Genomic DNA, 16,748 nt, shown 5'->3' with positions numbered 1-16,748 from the left:
AAAGTTTGGAGGATAGAAAATGAGTTCTATCACAACAAGAACGAAAAGACTTAATAAAGAAAATTGGACCGCATATTGCTTAATATTTCCTTCCATTATTATATTTGCTTTATTTATGTTTTGGCCGTTTATATATACCATTTATTTGAGTTTTTTTGAGTGGAATATGATTAGTCCTACGAAGAAATTTGTCGGTTTTCAAAATTATATAGACGTGTTATCTGATGCTAAAACATATAAAATATTTGGCAATACATTTATTTATATTGCATTTTTACTCGTTTTAAATTGTATTGTCCCGTATATTTTCGCTTTTGTGATTGATATGGTTTTAAAAAAATTTAACGGCTTTTATAAAGGCACATTGTTTTTGCCAGCATTTATTTCTTTAGTGGTAGGGTCGATTCTATTTACTTGGATTTTAAATCCAGTCTCAGGACCTGTTGCGATTATTTTAGGCTGGTTTGGGATTGAAATGCCGATTTGGAGCAAATTAGATGGTTGGGTTATCTTCGTATTAAGCTTAATTACTTCTTGGAAGGTATTCGGCTATAACTTTATCGTCCTTTATGCATCAATCAATGGTATTTCTCGTGAATTAATTGAGGCTGCACGTTTGGATAATGTTCCATTATGGAGAATCTTCTTTCAAATCGTTTTGCCGATGAGTAGTGCGACTGGTATTTATGTATTTATTATTACAATGGTGCAAGGCTTACAGTATGTATTTACCCCGATTAAAGTTATTACTCAAGGTGGTCCGAATTATGCAAGCTCAAATGCAATTTATCATGCATACCATGAGGCGTTTGTTCTATATAGAACAGGTCATTCGGCAGCCATATCGATTTTAACGATGATCATTTTCTTTGTGTTTTTAATTCTTGAATTTAAGTTTGTTGAGAGAGGTATCTACTATGAAAATTAAAAACTCAGTATCGATACCTTGGCACATTATTTTTATGATTACAATTTGTATTTTATTATTTCCGATTATCTTTGCAGTAGGATCTTCTTTTAAATCATTACAAGATGCATATAACAATGTATTAAATATTATTCCTATTCATTCTACTCTAGAAAACTATCAAACTTTTTTTGAAAGCTTGCCGGCTTTTAAAATTATGACGAATACGTTCATTATCGCATCTAGCGTAACACTTTTTAAGGTTGTGACATCTTTTTTAGCTGCGTATGCTTTCGTTTATTTTCAATTTAAAGGGAAAAATCTTTTGTATTTTATGTTAATTAGCACCATCTTTATTCCCTTTACGGTCACGATGATTCCGAACTATCTGATTATTTCAGATATAGGTTTAACAAACAGTATATGGGGAGTTATTTTACCACAGCTTGCAGATGCACTAGGGATCTTTTTAATGAGACAATCAATGAAAACTATCCCAGTATCTTTAATTGAAGTGGCCCGATTAGATAATTTAGGACATGCCCGAATTATAAAAGATATTGTTCTTCCATTAGTGAGGCCGGCTGTGACATCAACGGGAATCTGGTTTTTTATTAGTTCATGGAATGAATATGTTTGGCCCGTCCTCATCTTAAAAACGTCTGAAAATTATACATTGCCTTTAGCATTACAAATGTACATTAGTTCAGAAGGTGGAACGAACTTCACAGTAGCAATGGCTGTGTCTGTTATTACCATAATCATACCTTTAACTTTATATTTAATCTTCCAGAAGTATATTATCGGAACATTCACTTCATCAGGAATTAAGTAACGGGGGTTTACGATGAAAGAAATTAGATTTGAAAATGTGTGGAAATCATATGGAAAAACAGAGGTAGTAAAAGAATTAAATCTCACAATAAAAGATGGAGAACGGTTGATTCTTCTAGGACCATCTGGCTGCGGCAAATCTACGACTTTAAGGATGATTGCGGGGCTTGAGGATATTACTTCAGGCAATTTATACATGAATGGCCGAAAAGTAAATGATATTCCTAGTGGAAAAAGAGATGTTTCCATGGTATTCCAAAACTATGCTTTATATCCCCATATGAATGTGGTGGATAATATTACGTATGGATTAAGGGTTCAAAAGGTTCCGAAAGATGAAATCAAAACTAGGTTAGATGCAGTATTGGAGATGCTAAAGCTAAAAGGCTATGAAAATAGATTGCCTAAAGATTTATCTGGCGGTCAAAGACAACGTGTTGCGCTAGCAAGAGCGGTTGTAAAGAAATCAGATTTTTTCTTGCTTGATGAACCATTATCAAATTTAGATGCACAGCTAAGGGTTTCAGCACGAAAGCAATTAGTGAAAATTCATGAAATGTATAAACAAACGATTGTTTATGTAACACATGATCAAATAGAAGCGATGACTGTCGGAGATCGGATTGCTTTAATGAATGAAGGGAATTTACAAATGCTTGATACACCGGAAAATGTCTATCATCGTCCGGCAAACATCTTCACAGCTAAATTTATCGGCTCGCCGCCGACAAATGTGGTCGATGTGGAGTATCAAAATGGCAATGTCATCATTGGTAAACAAGGATTCCAACTATCTCAAATGTGGATCAAGCAAATAGAACAAAGTGGTGTAGACCAATTTGCGTTTGGCATTCGCCCAGAGCATATTGAAATGTTTAAAACGGCTAAAGAGAATGCTTTAAAAGGTATTGTCAAATATGTTGAAAACCAAGGCAGCAGCTACGGTGTTTATGTTGATTTAGAAGGTCAGGAAATCATTGCGATGAGCGAGGATAAAAATTGGGCTGAAGGTGAAGTGATGTACTTAAAGCCGATGATGAACCATATTCATCTTTTTGATCGTGAGACAACGAATTCTATTGGGTATCCAAAAGAGCTTTAAATTTACGCGGTTGTACATTATAAAATGCTGTTTTCGTATAGATTGTTGCTTTTAAATCGCAGCCCGAATACACTTCGCTTTACGCGGGCGAGCGTCGAGCCTCCTCGTCGCATACGCTCCTGTGGGGTCTTGACTTTCTCGCATTCCCACAGGAGTCTACGTGTATTCAGTCTGCTGAGTACTTTTTCTCTTATTTTTTTACGTAAAAACAACAAACTTTGAGAAAACAGCCTTATAAAAAAATAGTAGGTGATTATTCTTGAAAAAAGAAATCTGTTATTCTGACTTGCCGCTTTTAACGAAGGGTATTTTCGAAAATATAGAGAAATTAATGGCAAATGGTGCTGATAAAGTCGAGCTGCTAATGGATGGAGATAAATGGGATGAAATGGAATTGCTTTTTGATGATTTTGCACCAAAATTAAAAGCATTGCCTGTTGGCTATACAATTCACCCGCCGGCATGGGATATTAATTTAACAAGTGAAAATAAAGGGATTCGAGAAGTTTCTTTTATAGAATATAAAAAAGCAATTGAATTTGCAGGGATGATTGGTGCAGATCATGTTGTGATACATCCTGGTTTTTGTTTTTCGCCAGTTTTTGATAAAAAATTAGCACAAGAGCGCGCGAAGAATGATATTAAGCGATTATGCGAAATCGCCAAACCTTTGAACGTAAAGCTTGCGATTGAAAATGTGGGGTATAAAGGAAGTTCCTTATTCACCCAAGATGAGTTTGCAAGATTTTTAGATTCTGTTGATGATACAGCTGGATTCTTAATCGATACTGGTCACGCTCATTTAAACAATTGGGATATATCAAAGCTGATAAGAGATACAAAAGATAGACTACTAGCGATTCATATTCATGACAATACAGGAGCAGAAGATGAGCATTTACCGATTGGCAAAGGAACCATTCAATGGAAGGGGATTTTTGCTGCCCTGAAGGAAGTGTCAAACAATTGCCTGATGGTTTTGGAATATGCTCCAAACACATCATTAGAAAAATTACGTGAGGGGAAGGAACTTCTTTTAACAGAAGTTTTGGCTAAATAAAGGTGAATAATAGATTGGTAAATATAGACGATTTTGATGCGTTTTGCTTTGATTTAGATGGAACGATCTATGTTGGGAATGAGCTTTTGCCTGGTGTGAAGGAAACGATGGATCTCTTAAGAAAGAATCACAAAAAAATTCTGTTTATTACCAATTCACCAACAGTAACGAGAATCGAGTGCCAAAAGCGCTTAAAGGAATTTGGCATTTCTGCCGACCTAGCAGAAGTAATCACCGCAACTTTTGTATCAGCTGTTTATTTTATGGAGAAACATCCAAATGCCCTTGTTTATATCGTTGGCGAAAAAGCAATTGAAGAAGAGTTTAGCCGCTTTTCGGTAAGTACAACGAAAAATCCTCTGAAGGCAACGCATGTCCTTGTCGGATTAGACCGTTCTTTTACTTATGAAAAATTAAATTTAGCAGCGAATGCGGTGCGAAATGGATCAAAGCTTATCTTGACCAATCCTGATCCAGTTTGTCCAGTTCCTGGAGGATTCATTGCAGATACACTGGCGATTGCTCGTGCAATAGAGGTTGCATCAGGTCAATCGATTCATTATATCGTAGGGAAACCATCCTCATTTTATGGAGAGAAAATTCTTGAGAGATTACAGATTAAGAGTAATCGATGCTTAATCATCGGCGATCGTCTCGATACGGATATTATGTTAGGGAAAATACATGATTTTCGAACTTGCCTTGTTTTAACAGGATCTTCTAGTAAGGAAGATATAGAAAAAGCAAAGATTTATCCTGATTATGTAGCGGAAAATTTGCAATTATTGTTTGAGGAAACAAAGGGACAGTTCTCTTGCTACTAATTTAACGATACACATAGCAGCTTTAGTAGAAGCATTAAAGAATAATTTAATATTCTTATTGCTTCTTTCTTCTTTCTTTATGTATTACTATGTTTTCTTTCTATAAATATAAAAAAATGCAGCCGACACAGATGAATCTCTGCGATAGCTACATTCTCTATTTGTAATTGGAAGGACTATGATGACTAATATAAAAGTTTAATATTGCTTTCTGACCAATCTTTCATACGAAGTACTGTGTTAGAAAGGCTGGAGTAGCCATTGCCGATAAAATAGTCACACTGCAAGGCAAGGTAGGTATCTTTTATGATTTCACGGGTATCTATTTCAAGCTCAATACCTTTATGCCTTTTATTAGGATAGTTGGAGCGGTTTGGATGAACACGGCCTTTCAAAAACGTTTTTTTACTGTCGCTAGGGATAAGTTTGTCATATTTTCCATATAGCTTTCCGAATTCTGTCACATATTTTTTAGAATCTGTCATTAAAAAGATGTGTCTGCACTGATAGCTATGCATGAAATTCCATATCACCGGATGATAGTTATTATTGAGGTTGTATATTTGTCCAATTTCATTCACGAGTGCATTGGAACGAATGTGAACACCAAGAATTGGCTTTTCATCTCGAAAATCAGGATGGGTATGAATAAATTGCTTAGCTTCTTTAATGATTTCAGGATTAAATTTGATATACTTGTCAAAAAGGTAGCGGTATACTTGATGAGGTGTTTTTCCGTAGGCAGGATGACCTTCTTTAATCCAAGGAATAATCGAGCTTACATGGTAATATACATCACTCACTAACACGTTTGCATCGCTGTTCATCATACTGTTAAGATCACGGTTTTTCCATTTCAATTTATCGGCGTCTTCTACCAGTACGTTTTCGTAGGTCCAAACTGGTGGAAAATAGGTGTGATTAGGAAGGATGACATCCTTTACAGTGTAATTGGATATTGGCTCAAAAAATAACTCAAATGAGTTGCTCGAAATGGATTCTGAGTACAAGCTGTCCATTCCCCAATGAACAACCGGGATACGATTAGTCAACTCTGCTACGAGAAGTTGGCCTACTACGTGGTCTACATCCTCCCAAATGCTGTAGCCCCAAGACTTAATTAAAAGAAATCTACTCATCTTTGTTATTCACCTCCATATAAACTTGGATATTCTGCCTTATGCTCTTTTGCTCTATAATACTTTGTTGCCCAGTCTGCCATGCCTCTTTTGTTGGTGGACTTTTTGTCTTCTTTCAAAGTTCTGTAAAAGAGGGTGATATTGTATTCTCTCCAGTCTTTTAAACGGTTTACAAAAAAGGACACGTTTGAATAGCCGTTGCCGATAAAAAAGTCACATTTTGCCGCAAGGTAGGTGTCTTTTATGATTTCAATTCCTTTCCGTCTTTTAATGATATAGTTTTGTAAATGGGGAGCGTCGTCTTTTGAATAGCTGGATGATCGCGTGCACTCTGTATAGAATACATTTGATCCATATTTCTGTTCATATTTCTCGATCATATCTTCAGAGTCGGTAATGAGGAATATTTTTTTTATATCGTTTTGTTCGAGAACCCTTTCAATCTCAGCATCATATTGCTTATTAAGCTTTGCTAAGTTTTCGACCTCACGAACTTTATCACTTGCGCGGACGTGAATACCTAGTATAGGCTTCTCGTCTAAAAAGTGAGCTCGGTGAAACTCATCTATTTCTTCCAAAATATCAGGTTTTAGTTTTAAATATTTTTCTATTAAAATGCGGTATATTTGAATAGCAGTCATACCGTATGCCCAGTGGTTCTTTTTGATGTACGGTAAGATAGGTTGGGAGTAAAAATGAACATCGCTTACGACTACGTCTGCTTTGCTGCCCATTAAATCCCCAAGACTGCGGTACAACCTTGCTGTCTTGTCTAGATCTTCTACAAGAACGTTTTTATCATTCCAAATCGGTGGGAAAAAAGTGTGTTCAGGTCGGATTACATCATGAAGGGAATAGTCAGAGACTGGTTCGTAGTATAATTCAAAGGCGTTTGTGTCAATATATTCACTGTATAGGCTATGTGGTCCCCAATAAACGACTGGGATCCGGTTGGTTAGCTCTGCAACAAGGAGCTGACCTACGAGATGGTCCATGTCTGACCAGAATCCCCACCCCCATGTTTTGATAAGCAGAAATTTATCCTTTGACATATTCGTGATACATCTCCTTTCAATTAGTTTAATTCTGGCCTTTTCGATGCCACAATCTCGAGATTCTAAATAGGAGCTGCTTAAACCATCCTACAAATTCATTATCTGGATATACGATTGTATTGACTTGTTTATAATTGTGGAGGTTTTTCTTTTCTGGCAGCCAGTATATGAGTTTGATATTGGTGCTGGACCAATCTTTTAATTGTGTTACGGCATGGGATAAATTTGATAAGCCGTTTCCAATAAAGAAATCGCATTTGGTCGCGAGGTAGGTTTCTTTTAACACTTCGATTCCGTCGCTCCTGCTAGTCATATGCGTATCAATATACGGTGCTTCTTCATCATTTATTGAGTGTCTTGAACAATCTGTAACGACGAGCATAGGGCCATATAAACGTTTATATTCCTCGACAACTTCTATACAGTCGGTTGAAAGAAATAACTTTTTAATATTATATTTTCCTAATAATTGCCGTATTTCTTGATGATACAGATGGTTTGGCTTCTCAAGATCTTTTACTTTGTAAATTCTGTGAATCTCATGAAGTTTAACCATTGCGTTGCTATTGTGTTCATCCCCTCTTGTAATGTTGTACATTTTGGAGTGGTACTTTTCATTAAAGTCATCAAACTCATCACTGAATTCATTTATAGTAAACTTTCCACGAACATGAACTCCAAGAATTGGCCCCTCATCTTTGAAATGTGCGTCATAAAATTGGTTAATTTCCTCTTCTATATCTGGCTTTAATTTTAAATATTTTTGGAAAAGAAATCGGTGTATTTGCAGAGGCGTCATACCGAATACAGAATGTTCAGGTTTAATAAAGGGAGTTACAGGAAATTTGTTCGAATAGGTGTCGCAAACAACTACATTCGCATCACTATTCAACATTTCTCCGATATTACGGTGGGCAAGTGTTTTTCTATCATCATCATTATTCATCATAAGATTATTATAATCCCATACTGATGGATAAAAAGTATAGGATGGGTGCATTAAATGATAAATTGTGTAAGGGGAAATTGGCTCGAAATACATATCGAAAGCGTTTTGATACTTGGTACCATCTAATAGATGATTTGCCCCCCAGTGTACAACAGGAATTCGGTTGCTTATCTCCGCGATCAGAAGCTGCTCCATTAACTGGTGAATATCCATCCAAAAGCTGTTGCTATAAGCTTTAATTAAGAGAAATCTTTCATTATGCATGTAACCACGTCACCTCCGTTAAATATTTTATTTAAATGGTACTAACCATTTTTTAAAAGATAAGAAAGTTTAAAATTTCGAACCTAGTTTAGTGTCTAGCTCCAGCGCCCTATCGACTTCAACGCTTCCCTCACCTCGTCTACGATAAGTCAACATCGAATCGCTCACGCTCTTCGTGTTTCCTTTATCTCACTCGATTCAGTCCAGCTTTTTCCGTCGATGAGCAAGGGCGCTTACGCTTTTCTTATATGATTGCTAATTTTAGTGCGTGTCTAAATGGATAGGTTTCAAGAATGCTATTTATGCCTACTTTTCTTAAGCAATTCAACAAGGGCCTATATGGTTAATTCTGTCTGTGATTAAGGTATTGCTTCGACGAACAATTCAATGTACCACATAACCTTTCTATAACAAAAACTCAACTAAATAGAATCTATCCTGTCACGTTACCCCTGTAATTAGTGATTTTTGCAATTCATTCACCCCTTTAATAGTTGTGTCTATAAATTATATTAACATTAGGCAATTTTTGATTGGACTAGCAAAAATTAAAATAAAAATGGATTTTTGTACCGGGTATTTATTATTTTTATATAATAAAAGGTGAATCATTTGGGGCATTTATTTGCATAAAAAAAGAAAAACATCCCTTTTGATAATAATTGATCACCACTTATCAATTATTTTTGAAAGGAATGGTTTTCTTCTGTAGGATAAAGTCCTCACTAATGGTTTGTATGATTAACAGGAGAATAAAAACTAAGGCCGTTTTCGTATAGATTGTTGCTTTTAAACGCGCAGCCTAAATACACTTCGCTTTCCGTGGGCGAGCGACGAGCCTCCTCGTCGCATACGCTCCTGTGGGGTCTCGTCTTTCTCGCATTCCCACAGGAGTCTACGTGTATGCAGGCTGCTAAGTATTGCTTCTCCAATTTTTTATGTGAAAAACAATAAACTTTGAGAAAACAGCCAAAACTAATTTTGGGTTCAGTTAGTTGAAATGAGTTCACTCTTAGCCGATAATTTCAGCTCCAAGCGAATGCTTAAAATGCTGCAGTGCCCATTCGTGGCCTTGTTGGTTGAAGCTTGCGCAACTATCAGCATGGACAACTATTTTGTAGCCAAGATTATAGGCATCCACTAATGTGTGAAGGACGCAAATGTCCGTACATACGCCGCATACATGAATTTCTTCAATACGCCGAGCACGCAGCCACATATCGAGACCAGTTCCGGCGAAAGAACTATATCGCGTTTTGTCCATATAATAGAGTTTAGAATAGTCTTTGTTCGCTTGATACCATGATTCTAATTTACCGTAAAAATCACGTCCTTTAGTACCTATAAGGTTATGGGCTGAAAATAATTTTGTTTCGGGATGATAAGGATCATTCTCTTCATGCTTATCCACTGCCAGCACAATCCATGATTGATCATTTGAAAATTTTTCAACCAGTCCGACAATATTATCCTCAATCACTTGTCCAGGTTTACCACATGTCAGTTTACCGTCATCTGCTACAAAATCAACAGTGTAATCAATAACGATTAATGCTTTGTTTAGGATGTCAAATTCCTCCTTCATTTACTTTATTATTTGGAATTTTTGGATGACTTACGGTTGACAGTAAAGGCTATTTCAAATAGAACACAGCCAGTGATCATCCAAGTAAATTATTATGCAGAGTTATATAACCTACACAAGGTTGATGCTCTAAGTTGTACGTTTTAAAACCTTTTCCTTCTTTTGAACATACTCCATAAATTGTTAATACACAAGATTTAAGAAAGGCTTATTTTTAGATTGGCAGAAAACGATTTATTAAAAAATGCAACCAATTGATTACTTTTTTAAAAAATAATATTCTAAAATGAGGTGAGATAAATGTTTAAATCGGGGACATCATTTTTTAGTTATTTGTACTTTTAATGCCTATTTTGTCTATTATAGCTATTGTATTTTCTGTTCGTTCTTTAATGAAAAAGAAAGAACAATTAAATAGAATGGAAGAAAAATTAGATAAAGCATTAGGAAAAACACCAAAAAATTAAATTATACAAGCTTGTTATTTTAGTAGAGTTTGTATGAAAGTTCATGGATGATAAAGATAAAGGAAGATTAGAAAAAATTTAATCTCCCTTTATCATTTGATTTGATATAAGTTTAAAATCTTGTTCATTCACCTCTAAGTGCCCAAAACGGAAGGGGTAGCCCCAGTGCTTCTTACTCTTAATAAAAGCAAGATGTGGAATTAACCAATGAATAGAAGTTTCGCTACAATTAATAAAATCTATATTTCTTCGGAAAGGTATGAAACCATTTCCCATATCAAATTGATAGATTTTATCGTCAACAACTCTTCCTATAGCAGTAAACTTTTGATAGGGTGTATTTTCATTTAAACTTTCCTTTGATGAGTAATAAATAATCCAATCACCAGCACTCATCTTTTTTAAAGGAGCTTCTTTGCCATGACAAAGTTGGGCAAACCCACCACATACTCCTTTTAATACATGATCACGAGAGGCAACTCCAATCCAATACTTTGTTTTAACTTGCATTTGTTTAACACCCGCAATTATCTGATATGCTATCCTCTTGTGATGACTTTGAGACAGGAAAGTTCATTTTTTGCCATGCTGCAATTCCTCCGGTTAATTCTTTCACTTTATAGCCTTTTTCTAATAAAAATGTTGCTACTTTAGCGGCGGTATTGCACCAGACATCCCAGCAATAAACAATAATTTCTTTCTCTTTTGGTATTTCGTTTAAACGATGATGCAGTTCTTGTTCGGGTATAACGTTGGCACCTTTAATGGTTATATTCCTTAATTCCACTGGACCGTTTCTTACATCAATTAAAAAGTATTTTTCCGGACTCTTCTTAACTGACTTTACATAATCCATTGGACTAATGGTTGCTTCTAGACGTGTATGAAAATAATCAAGTGCATTCATATAATAACCTCCTATTTCTTATAGTGAACTCCAAATTTTGATAAGTATATCTTTAAGTAATTGTTTTTCTTCTTCGTTTAAAGGGGATAAAACGCTTGATTCTATACTTGTTAAAAACCCCCAACATGATTCTAATACACTATTTCCTTTTTCTGTAATTATGAGACTATAGGCTCTTCGGTCATTAGGATTCTTTGTCCTTTCAACAAAGCCTAATGTTTCTAAATGATCAACATGGCTTACCATAGTTGTCCTATCTATCCTTAGTTTTTCAGAAATAAGTTTTTGTGACGAGTAAGGATTTTCTTTAATAAATAAAAGTACTCCATATTGTCGTGCGTCGATATTAAATGGAGTTAGCGTATCTGCAAACTTATTTTCCATTTGTTGTAGAACTTTTCCTAACAAAAATCCATAAGTATGGCTTAATTTATTCAAATAAAAATCACCTCCTAAATTAATTAGTTTAACGTATAATCAGTTTAACTGATTAATTGGTAAATATCAATACTCAATCTAGTATCTAACAGTTAAAGGGGAAAAATGTAAGTTTTTCTAAACAAAATTTAAATAGTTTGTAAAGTTTTTTTATTACTAGGTAAAGAGTTAAATTTATATGCTATCATACGAATTATTTAAAAAGGACTAGAGATGTTTTTATAAAGGAAGGGAGAAATTAGCGGATGGATAAAAAAGCAGGTAGAAAACAACAACGCAGGGCTTTTGTCCTGTCTTTGTTTGAAATATTCTTCGTTTCGACAAGGTTGGGGTTAACATCATTTGGCGGACCGATTGCACATTTAGGATACTTCCATGAAGAATATATACGCAGAAGGAAATGGATGGATGAAAAAAGTTATAGTGATTTAGTGGCTTTATGTCAATTTCTACCCGGTCCTGCAAGCAGCCAAGTTGGCATTGGAATTGGGGTCATGCGTGCTGGTGTCTTAGGCGGCATCGTCTCCTTTCTTGGATTTACGTTGCCTTCTGTTATAGCGCTTATTGTTTTTGCTATCATTTTACAAGGATTAGAAATTGGGGATGCTGGCTGGATCCATGGGTTAAAAGTGGTGGCAGTAGCGGTTGTTGCGCATGCTATTTTAGGGATGGCAAAGAGTTTGACACCAGATTTAAAACGGAAAGCGATTGCTTTATTCGCATTGGTTGTTACGTTAGTATGGCAAACAGCATATACGCAGGTAGGAATTATTCTATTGTCTGCTTTTGTTGGTTATTTTTATTATAGACAGCATCAAGAAGAGGATGATTCTCGTACTCTATTCTTCATTTCACGCCGATTTGGCATCGTTTGTTTAGCATTGTTTTTTGGATTGCTGCTTCTTCTTCCAATTTTGAGAGAAGCTACTTCCTTGCTCTGGATTGCTATGTTTGACAGCTTTTATCGGGCTGGTTCCCTTGTTTTTGGTGGAGGGCATGTTGTCTTGCCCTTGCTGGAACATGAATTTGTAAGAACTGGATGGTTAAATGAAGAAGTTTTTCTTGCTGGATACGGTGCAGCACAAGCAGTTCCAGGTCCATTGTTTACGTTTGCTGCATATTTAGGGGCTGTGATGAATGGTTGGCTAGGCGGATTAGTTGCAACAGTAGCTATTTTCTTGCCAGCATTTCTTCTCGTTTTCGGTACGTTGCCATTTTGGGATGCATTACGTCGAAATCCTGCAATGAAGGGTGCTTTAATGGGTGTAAACGCAGCCGTAGTTGGGATATTAATTGCAGCATTTTATCAGCCGATTTGGACAAGTTCTATTTTATCGCCAATCGATTTTGCATTTGCTGCCATCTTATTCAGCATGCTCGTTTTTTGGAAACTAACACCATGGGTTATTGTTGTGACAGGTGCAATTGGCGGGTCTCTTCTAAAAATTCTTTTTTGATTCTTTAAATGCTGGTCTATATAACTTTTCGGCTATTGTTTTAATCATCTCTTCTAAATAATGCTAAATAATACGCCTACTATTTATCCCTAATAAATCATTAGGGGCATTTTTTTGATAGGCTGTTTTCTAAAAGTTTGTTGTTTTTGAATTAAATAATAAACAAGGTTGAAGCACTGAGCAGCCTGAATACACGTAGGCTCCTGCGGAAAAAGCGAGAAAGGCGAGACCCCACAGGGGCATAGCGACGAGGAGGCTCGGCACTCGTCCGCGGAAAGCGAAGTGTATTCAGGCTGCGGGGTAAATAACAACAATCTGTACGAAAAGAGCGTTTTGATAAATGGCGTATTTTTAACTTGAACTACCTCTTTGAAATCAGTTTTTGCTCTCCATCTAGAAATAATCTACTCATTCCTTATTAGACTCTACGCAAGGATTTGAGATGAGTTCAATTGGACAAAGCAAGAGAGGGGTCTTTTGATTGTTAGACATCTTGTTGAAAAATGCAGAACAAATTGCAATGGATGCTGGAAAATGGATTGTACAAAATCGAGGAAATTACGAAAAAGTTCAATACAAGAAAAACCATTTAGATGTAGTGACGGATATTGATCGTGAAAGTGAAGCAAGAATCATTCGTCATATTCAACAAGTATTCCCGGAGCATGCAATTTTATCAGAAGAAAATCAATCGATAGATAAGGATTTTTCCGTTATTAGTCAGGCTGAGTATTGTTGGATTGTTGATCCGATTGATGGAACGGTTAACTTTGTTCACGATGAACCTTATTATTCTGTTTCGATTGGAATTGTGAAAAACGGAGAACCAATTGCAGGAGTTATATATGATCCGAATCGAGATGAATTATTTTCTGCTGGACGCGGAATAGGCGCTTATTTAAACGGAAAGAAAGTGCAGGTTTCCAGCCGTTCGCTCAGAGAAAGCTTATTGCATACTGGCTACGCGGCGTCAGACTAGACAACAGACAGCCCGCTGCGTTATGAATTTGCAAAATTCTTTGCAAAATCTCGCAACATAAAAATCGCAGGATCTGCCAGCTTGGATTTGGCGTATGTAGCATGTGGAAGAGCAGATGGATTCTGGCAAAGAGGATTATCGCCATGGGATATTGCTGCAGGAATTCTTCTCGTAACGGAAGCAGGCGGAACGATTACAGGAACAGATGGAAGCGTGTTGGATTTGCAAAAAGGGGATGTATTAGCAACAAATGGTAATATTCACAAGCAGCTAATTCATATAATGACGGGAGTAGATGAACATGAGAGAACTATTTGCTAAAAAAGTACCATTAGTAGGAGCACATAGAGGGGCATCACATTATTATCCTGAGAATACGATGCTTTCCTTTAAAAAAGCATTAGAATTAGGAGCCGACTACGTAGAACTTGATGTTCATTTAACAAAAGATGAAGTTCCAGTCGTGATGCATGATTCAAAACTAGAGAGAACAACAAACGGAAAAGGAAATATAAGAGATTATACGATTGATGAACTAAAACAACTAGAAGCAGGTTTAGAAATGAATTTTCCGGGTTGGAAATACCGACTTTAGAGGAAGTGCTTCAGTGGTCTAAAGACCAGATTGGAGTCAGCATTGAATTAAAGCAAGTGGAAGAAAAATATGCTCATTTGGAAGAGAAAGTGTTAGAAGTCATTAAAAAGACGCAGACGATTGATCAAGTTCAAGTAATGTCATTTAATCACAAGGCTGTTAAGAAAATGAAGGATTTGGACAGCAATGTTGTAACAGGCATTATTGTATATGGCGAGCTATATGATCCAATTAGTGTTATCAAGCAAGTGAAAGCCGATTTCTTTAATGCCCCTTGGATGTTTCATTCAAAAGAAGATATTAAAGCACTTCATCAAGCAGGCTTCCTAGTTTGTGGAGGTCATAATGACAACCCAGAAAAGTGGGTGGAAATGCAATCATGGGGCATTAATATGGCAGAAACGAACACCCCAGATGTAATGAAGAAATTAACGAGGTAGTAATTTGTTTTATCACCTTTACAATAATTGATTGGAATAATTCAGTAAGCTATACTATATTTAGGAAAAAGTAATTTAATAGTATTTAATAAAGTTGGATACGTTTTAGGAGTATATAGGAGATGCATAGTTACCTAAATATTAAGGAAGACCTCGAAAAGATGATAAAGGATGGGGAACTTAAAATAGGAGAAAAGCTCCCTTCAGAATATAATATGGCTAAATTTTTCGGTGTCAGCAGAGATACGTTTCGATCGGCTGTTAAATTATTAGAGCAAGAAAGAAAATTGTTAGTAAAGCATGGCGTTGGAACTTTTGTTATTAAACCGCCTACTAGTATTCCTAGCAGCATGGAAAAATTGCAAAGTATAGGAAACTTGATTAAGTATGCAGGTTTGACGGAGGGAGAACGAAAGGAGAGTATTGTTTTAGAAAGCTGCCGAAAAGATTGGGCTGAAAAATTAGGAATTCAAGAGGGAGATCCTGTATACATCTTAAAACGAATTCGAACGGCAGATCAGGAGCCAGTAGCATCATCTATTAATATATTACCAAAGGCAATTGTAGGCGACGTGTTTGAGAGAATTCCATTTTCAGGCTCCTTGTTGCAATTTTTGCAAAAGGAATGTGGAATCTCGATTTTGCATGCTGATACAGAAATTGTTGTGCCGCTATCTTCAAATAAACATGTACAAAAATTGATGTGTACGCCAGATACAACTGTTTTATTACTTAAGAATCTTAACTATAATGAAAAAAATCAACAAGTGATGTATTCATTAGACTACTTAAGGAATGATATCTTTAATTTTTGGGTGAGAAGACAAAAATGATAGATTGATATTCCAGTGAATATGATTAATAAACTCCCACCTGTAAATAAAGCGCAGGTGGGAGTTTCCGTCTATGTGCGTTGCAAACAATGTTACTTACCTAGTGGTTTATCAAAACAAATAACGGTACAGGAACTTTCAGTGCTTGGATTATAATCTCTAAATAAGTCGGTTACGTTTATATCAAATATTTGTTCGAATGTTTCTTTTAATCGTTTTTTGTATCTTGTTGACAATGCAGAATCTAGAGCGAAGATTAGTTCATCATGATGATTTCCACTTAAAGCATTTAATGCTGGAACACGCTTTGTTCTTGCCAAAATAATTATGCTGTTGCCGACTATTTCGATCTTTTGATCATGCACACCAAAACTAAAAATTTCTTGATTAATTTCATTGTAAATACTAGCAATTTTCTTTTTAGAGATAGAATACATCTGTTTTCACCTTTTAAAATAATGTTTTCTGAATCAATTTAAATTTAACAAACTCATCTAGTGTCCATTTTTTAGTTTCTTTTGGCTACCCTGAAAATAAGCTCTGTTAAAAGGGGTTTTCCGAAGCTTATCACTCGCTTTCCGCGGGGCGAGCGCCGAGCCTCCTCTGCGGGGTCTCGCCTGTCTCGCTAATCCCGCAGGAGTCGAGCGAACGCTTCTCCAAACCAATATCATTCTTAGCTCTAACTCCTTATATCTTCATGCTGAATGAACACTACTTATTTTCATCCCCATGGTGCGAATTTTTATTAGTATGGGTGTCTCTGTTAAACGATAATGTTGATTTTGGAAGGAAATTTGCGAGACACCTGCGGAAAAACGGGATGGAAAGACCCCGCAGTGAGGTACGAACGAGGAAGGCTTGCCAGTTCGTTCGCGGAAAGCGAGTGAATTTCCTGACCATTATAAATCAACAC

General features: G+C 36.1%; 15 protein-coding genes and 2 pseudogenes. 9 read left to right on the top strand and 8 right to left on the bottom strand.

Annotated features, from left to right (window positions below):
• Nucleotides 1-19: 19 nt before the first annotated feature.
• The 5 genes from ACTXGU_RS16870 to ACTXGU_RS16850 all read left to right on the top strand — a co-directional run bounded on the left by ACTXGU_RS16870 (nucleotide 20) and on the right by ACTXGU_RS16850 (nucleotide 4,727).
• Nucleotides 20-928 carry a carbohydrate ABC transporter permease gene (locus ACTXGU_RS16870; RefSeq protein ID WP_443482700.1) on the top strand — a complete coding sequence of 303 codons (909 nt, stop codon included), beginning with the start codon at nucleotides 20-22 and terminating at the stop codon, nucleotides 926-928.
• The gene (locus tag ACTXGU_RS16865; protein ID WP_443482699.1) at nucleotides 918-1,742 is read left to right on the top strand and encodes a carbohydrate ABC transporter permease; all 825 of its coding nucleotides are present in this window, start codon (nucleotides 918-920) and stop codon (nucleotides 1,740-1,742) included. The genes ACTXGU_RS16870 and ACTXGU_RS16865 overlap by 11 nt, the downstream gene beginning before the upstream one ends.
• 12 nt (nucleotides 1,743-1,754) lie before the next feature.
• Entirely contained in the window at nucleotides 1,755-2,843 is a 1,089-nt protein-coding gene (locus ACTXGU_RS16860) for an ABC transporter ATP-binding protein (RefSeq protein WP_443482698.1), read from the top strand.
• 259 nt (nucleotides 2,844-3,102) lie between these two features.
• Nucleotides 3,103-3,903 carry a sugar phosphate isomerase/epimerase family protein gene (locus ACTXGU_RS16855; protein ID WP_443482697.1) on the top strand — a complete coding sequence of 267 codons (801 nt, stop codon included), beginning with the start codon at nucleotides 3,103-3,105 and terminating at the stop codon, nucleotides 3,901-3,903.
• Nucleotides 3,904-3,917: 14 nt separating this feature from the next.
• Nucleotides 3,918-4,727, top strand: coding sequence for an HAD-IIA family hydrolase (locus ACTXGU_RS16850; RefSeq protein WP_443482696.1), 810 nt, complete (start codon nucleotides 3,918-3,920; stop codon nucleotides 4,725-4,727).
• Between the two features lie 185 nt (nucleotides 4,728-4,912).
• On the opposite strand, the gene ACTXGU_RS16845 is transcribed toward ACTXGU_RS16850, so the two are convergent.
• The 7 genes from ACTXGU_RS16845 to ACTXGU_RS16815 form a co-directional block, all read right to left on the bottom strand.
• The gene (locus ACTXGU_RS16845; RefSeq protein ID WP_443482695.1) at nucleotides 4,913-5,866 is read right to left on the bottom strand and encodes an O-fucosyltransferase family protein; all 954 of its coding nucleotides are present in this window, start codon (nucleotides 5,864-5,866) and stop codon (nucleotides 4,913-4,915) included.
• Between the two features lie 5 nt (nucleotides 5,867-5,871).
• Nucleotides 5,872-6,918: an O-fucosyltransferase family protein gene (locus ACTXGU_RS16840; protein WP_443482694.1), complete on the bottom strand. Its 1,047-nt coding sequence runs from the start codon at nucleotides 6,916-6,918 to the stop codon at nucleotides 5,872-5,874.
• A gap of 28 nt (nucleotides 6,919-6,946) precedes the next feature.
• On the bottom strand, nucleotides 6,947-8,134 hold the full coding sequence (locus ACTXGU_RS16835; RefSeq protein WP_443482693.1) for an O-fucosyltransferase family protein: 1,188 nt from the start codon (nucleotides 8,132-8,134) through the stop codon (nucleotides 6,947-6,949).
• 1,012 nt (nucleotides 8,135-9,146) lie between these two features.
• The gene (locus ACTXGU_RS16830) at nucleotides 9,147-9,719 is read right to left on the bottom strand and encodes a cysteine hydrolase family protein (RefSeq protein WP_443482692.1); all 573 of its coding nucleotides are present in this window, start codon (nucleotides 9,717-9,719) and stop codon (nucleotides 9,147-9,149) included.
• A gap of 545 nt (nucleotides 9,720-10,264) precedes the next feature.
• Nucleotides 10,265-10,696 (bottom strand): EVE domain-containing protein, encoded by a 432-nt coding sequence (locus ACTXGU_RS16825; RefSeq protein WP_443482691.1) that lies wholly within the window; start codon nucleotides 10,694-10,696, stop codon nucleotides 10,265-10,267.
• A gap of 4 nt (nucleotides 10,697-10,700) precedes the next feature.
• Entirely contained in the window at nucleotides 10,701-11,093 is a 393-nt protein-coding gene (locus ACTXGU_RS16820) for a rhodanese-like domain-containing protein (RefSeq protein ID WP_443482690.1), read from the bottom strand.
• Nucleotides 11,094-11,111: 18 nt separating this feature from the next.
• Nucleotides 11,112-11,531: a MarR family winged helix-turn-helix transcriptional regulator gene (locus ACTXGU_RS16815; protein ID WP_443482689.1), complete on the bottom strand. Its 420-nt coding sequence runs from the start codon at nucleotides 11,529-11,531 to the stop codon at nucleotides 11,112-11,114.
• A 245-nt stretch (nucleotides 11,532-11,776) separates the two neighbouring features.
• Between ACTXGU_RS16815 and ACTXGU_RS16810 the strand changes: the two genes are divergently transcribed.
• From ACTXGU_RS16810 to ACTXGU_RS16795, 4 genes and pseudogenes are all read left to right on the top strand, one after another.
• Entirely contained in the window at nucleotides 11,777-12,988 is a 1,212-nt protein-coding gene (locus ACTXGU_RS16810) for a chromate transporter (RefSeq protein WP_443482688.1), read from the top strand.
• A gap of 481 nt (nucleotides 12,989-13,469) precedes the next feature.
• Nucleotides 13,470-14,288: pseudogene (locus ACTXGU_RS16805) on the top strand (inositol monophosphatase family protein).
• Nucleotides 14,263-15,002: pseudogene (locus tag ACTXGU_RS16800) on the top strand (glycerophosphodiester phosphodiesterase). The pseudogenes ACTXGU_RS16805 and ACTXGU_RS16800 overlap by 26 nt, the downstream one beginning before the upstream one ends.
• Nucleotides 15,003-15,124: 122 nt before the next feature.
• The gene (locus ACTXGU_RS16795; RefSeq protein ID WP_443482687.1) at nucleotides 15,125-15,835 is read left to right on the top strand and encodes a GntR family transcriptional regulator; all 711 of its coding nucleotides are present in this window, start codon (nucleotides 15,125-15,127) and stop codon (nucleotides 15,833-15,835) included.
• A gap of 92 nt (nucleotides 15,836-15,927) precedes the next feature.
• On the opposite strand, the gene ACTXGU_RS16790 is transcribed toward ACTXGU_RS16795, so the two are convergent.
• On the bottom strand, nucleotides 15,928-16,272 hold the full coding sequence (locus ACTXGU_RS16790; RefSeq protein WP_443482686.1) for a Na-translocating system protein MpsC family protein: 345 nt from the start codon (nucleotides 16,270-16,272) through the stop codon (nucleotides 15,928-15,930).
• Nucleotides 16,273-16,748 lie beyond the last annotated feature (476 nt).

This window comes from Niallia sp. 01092 (assembly GCF_052318935.1).
In the GTDB taxonomy this organism is placed as follows: Bacteria; Bacillota; Bacilli; order Bacillales; family Cytobacillaceae; genus Niallia.
Note: the sequence above shows the minus strand (reverse complement) of the source record. Positions and strands in the feature narration are given on the sequence as shown.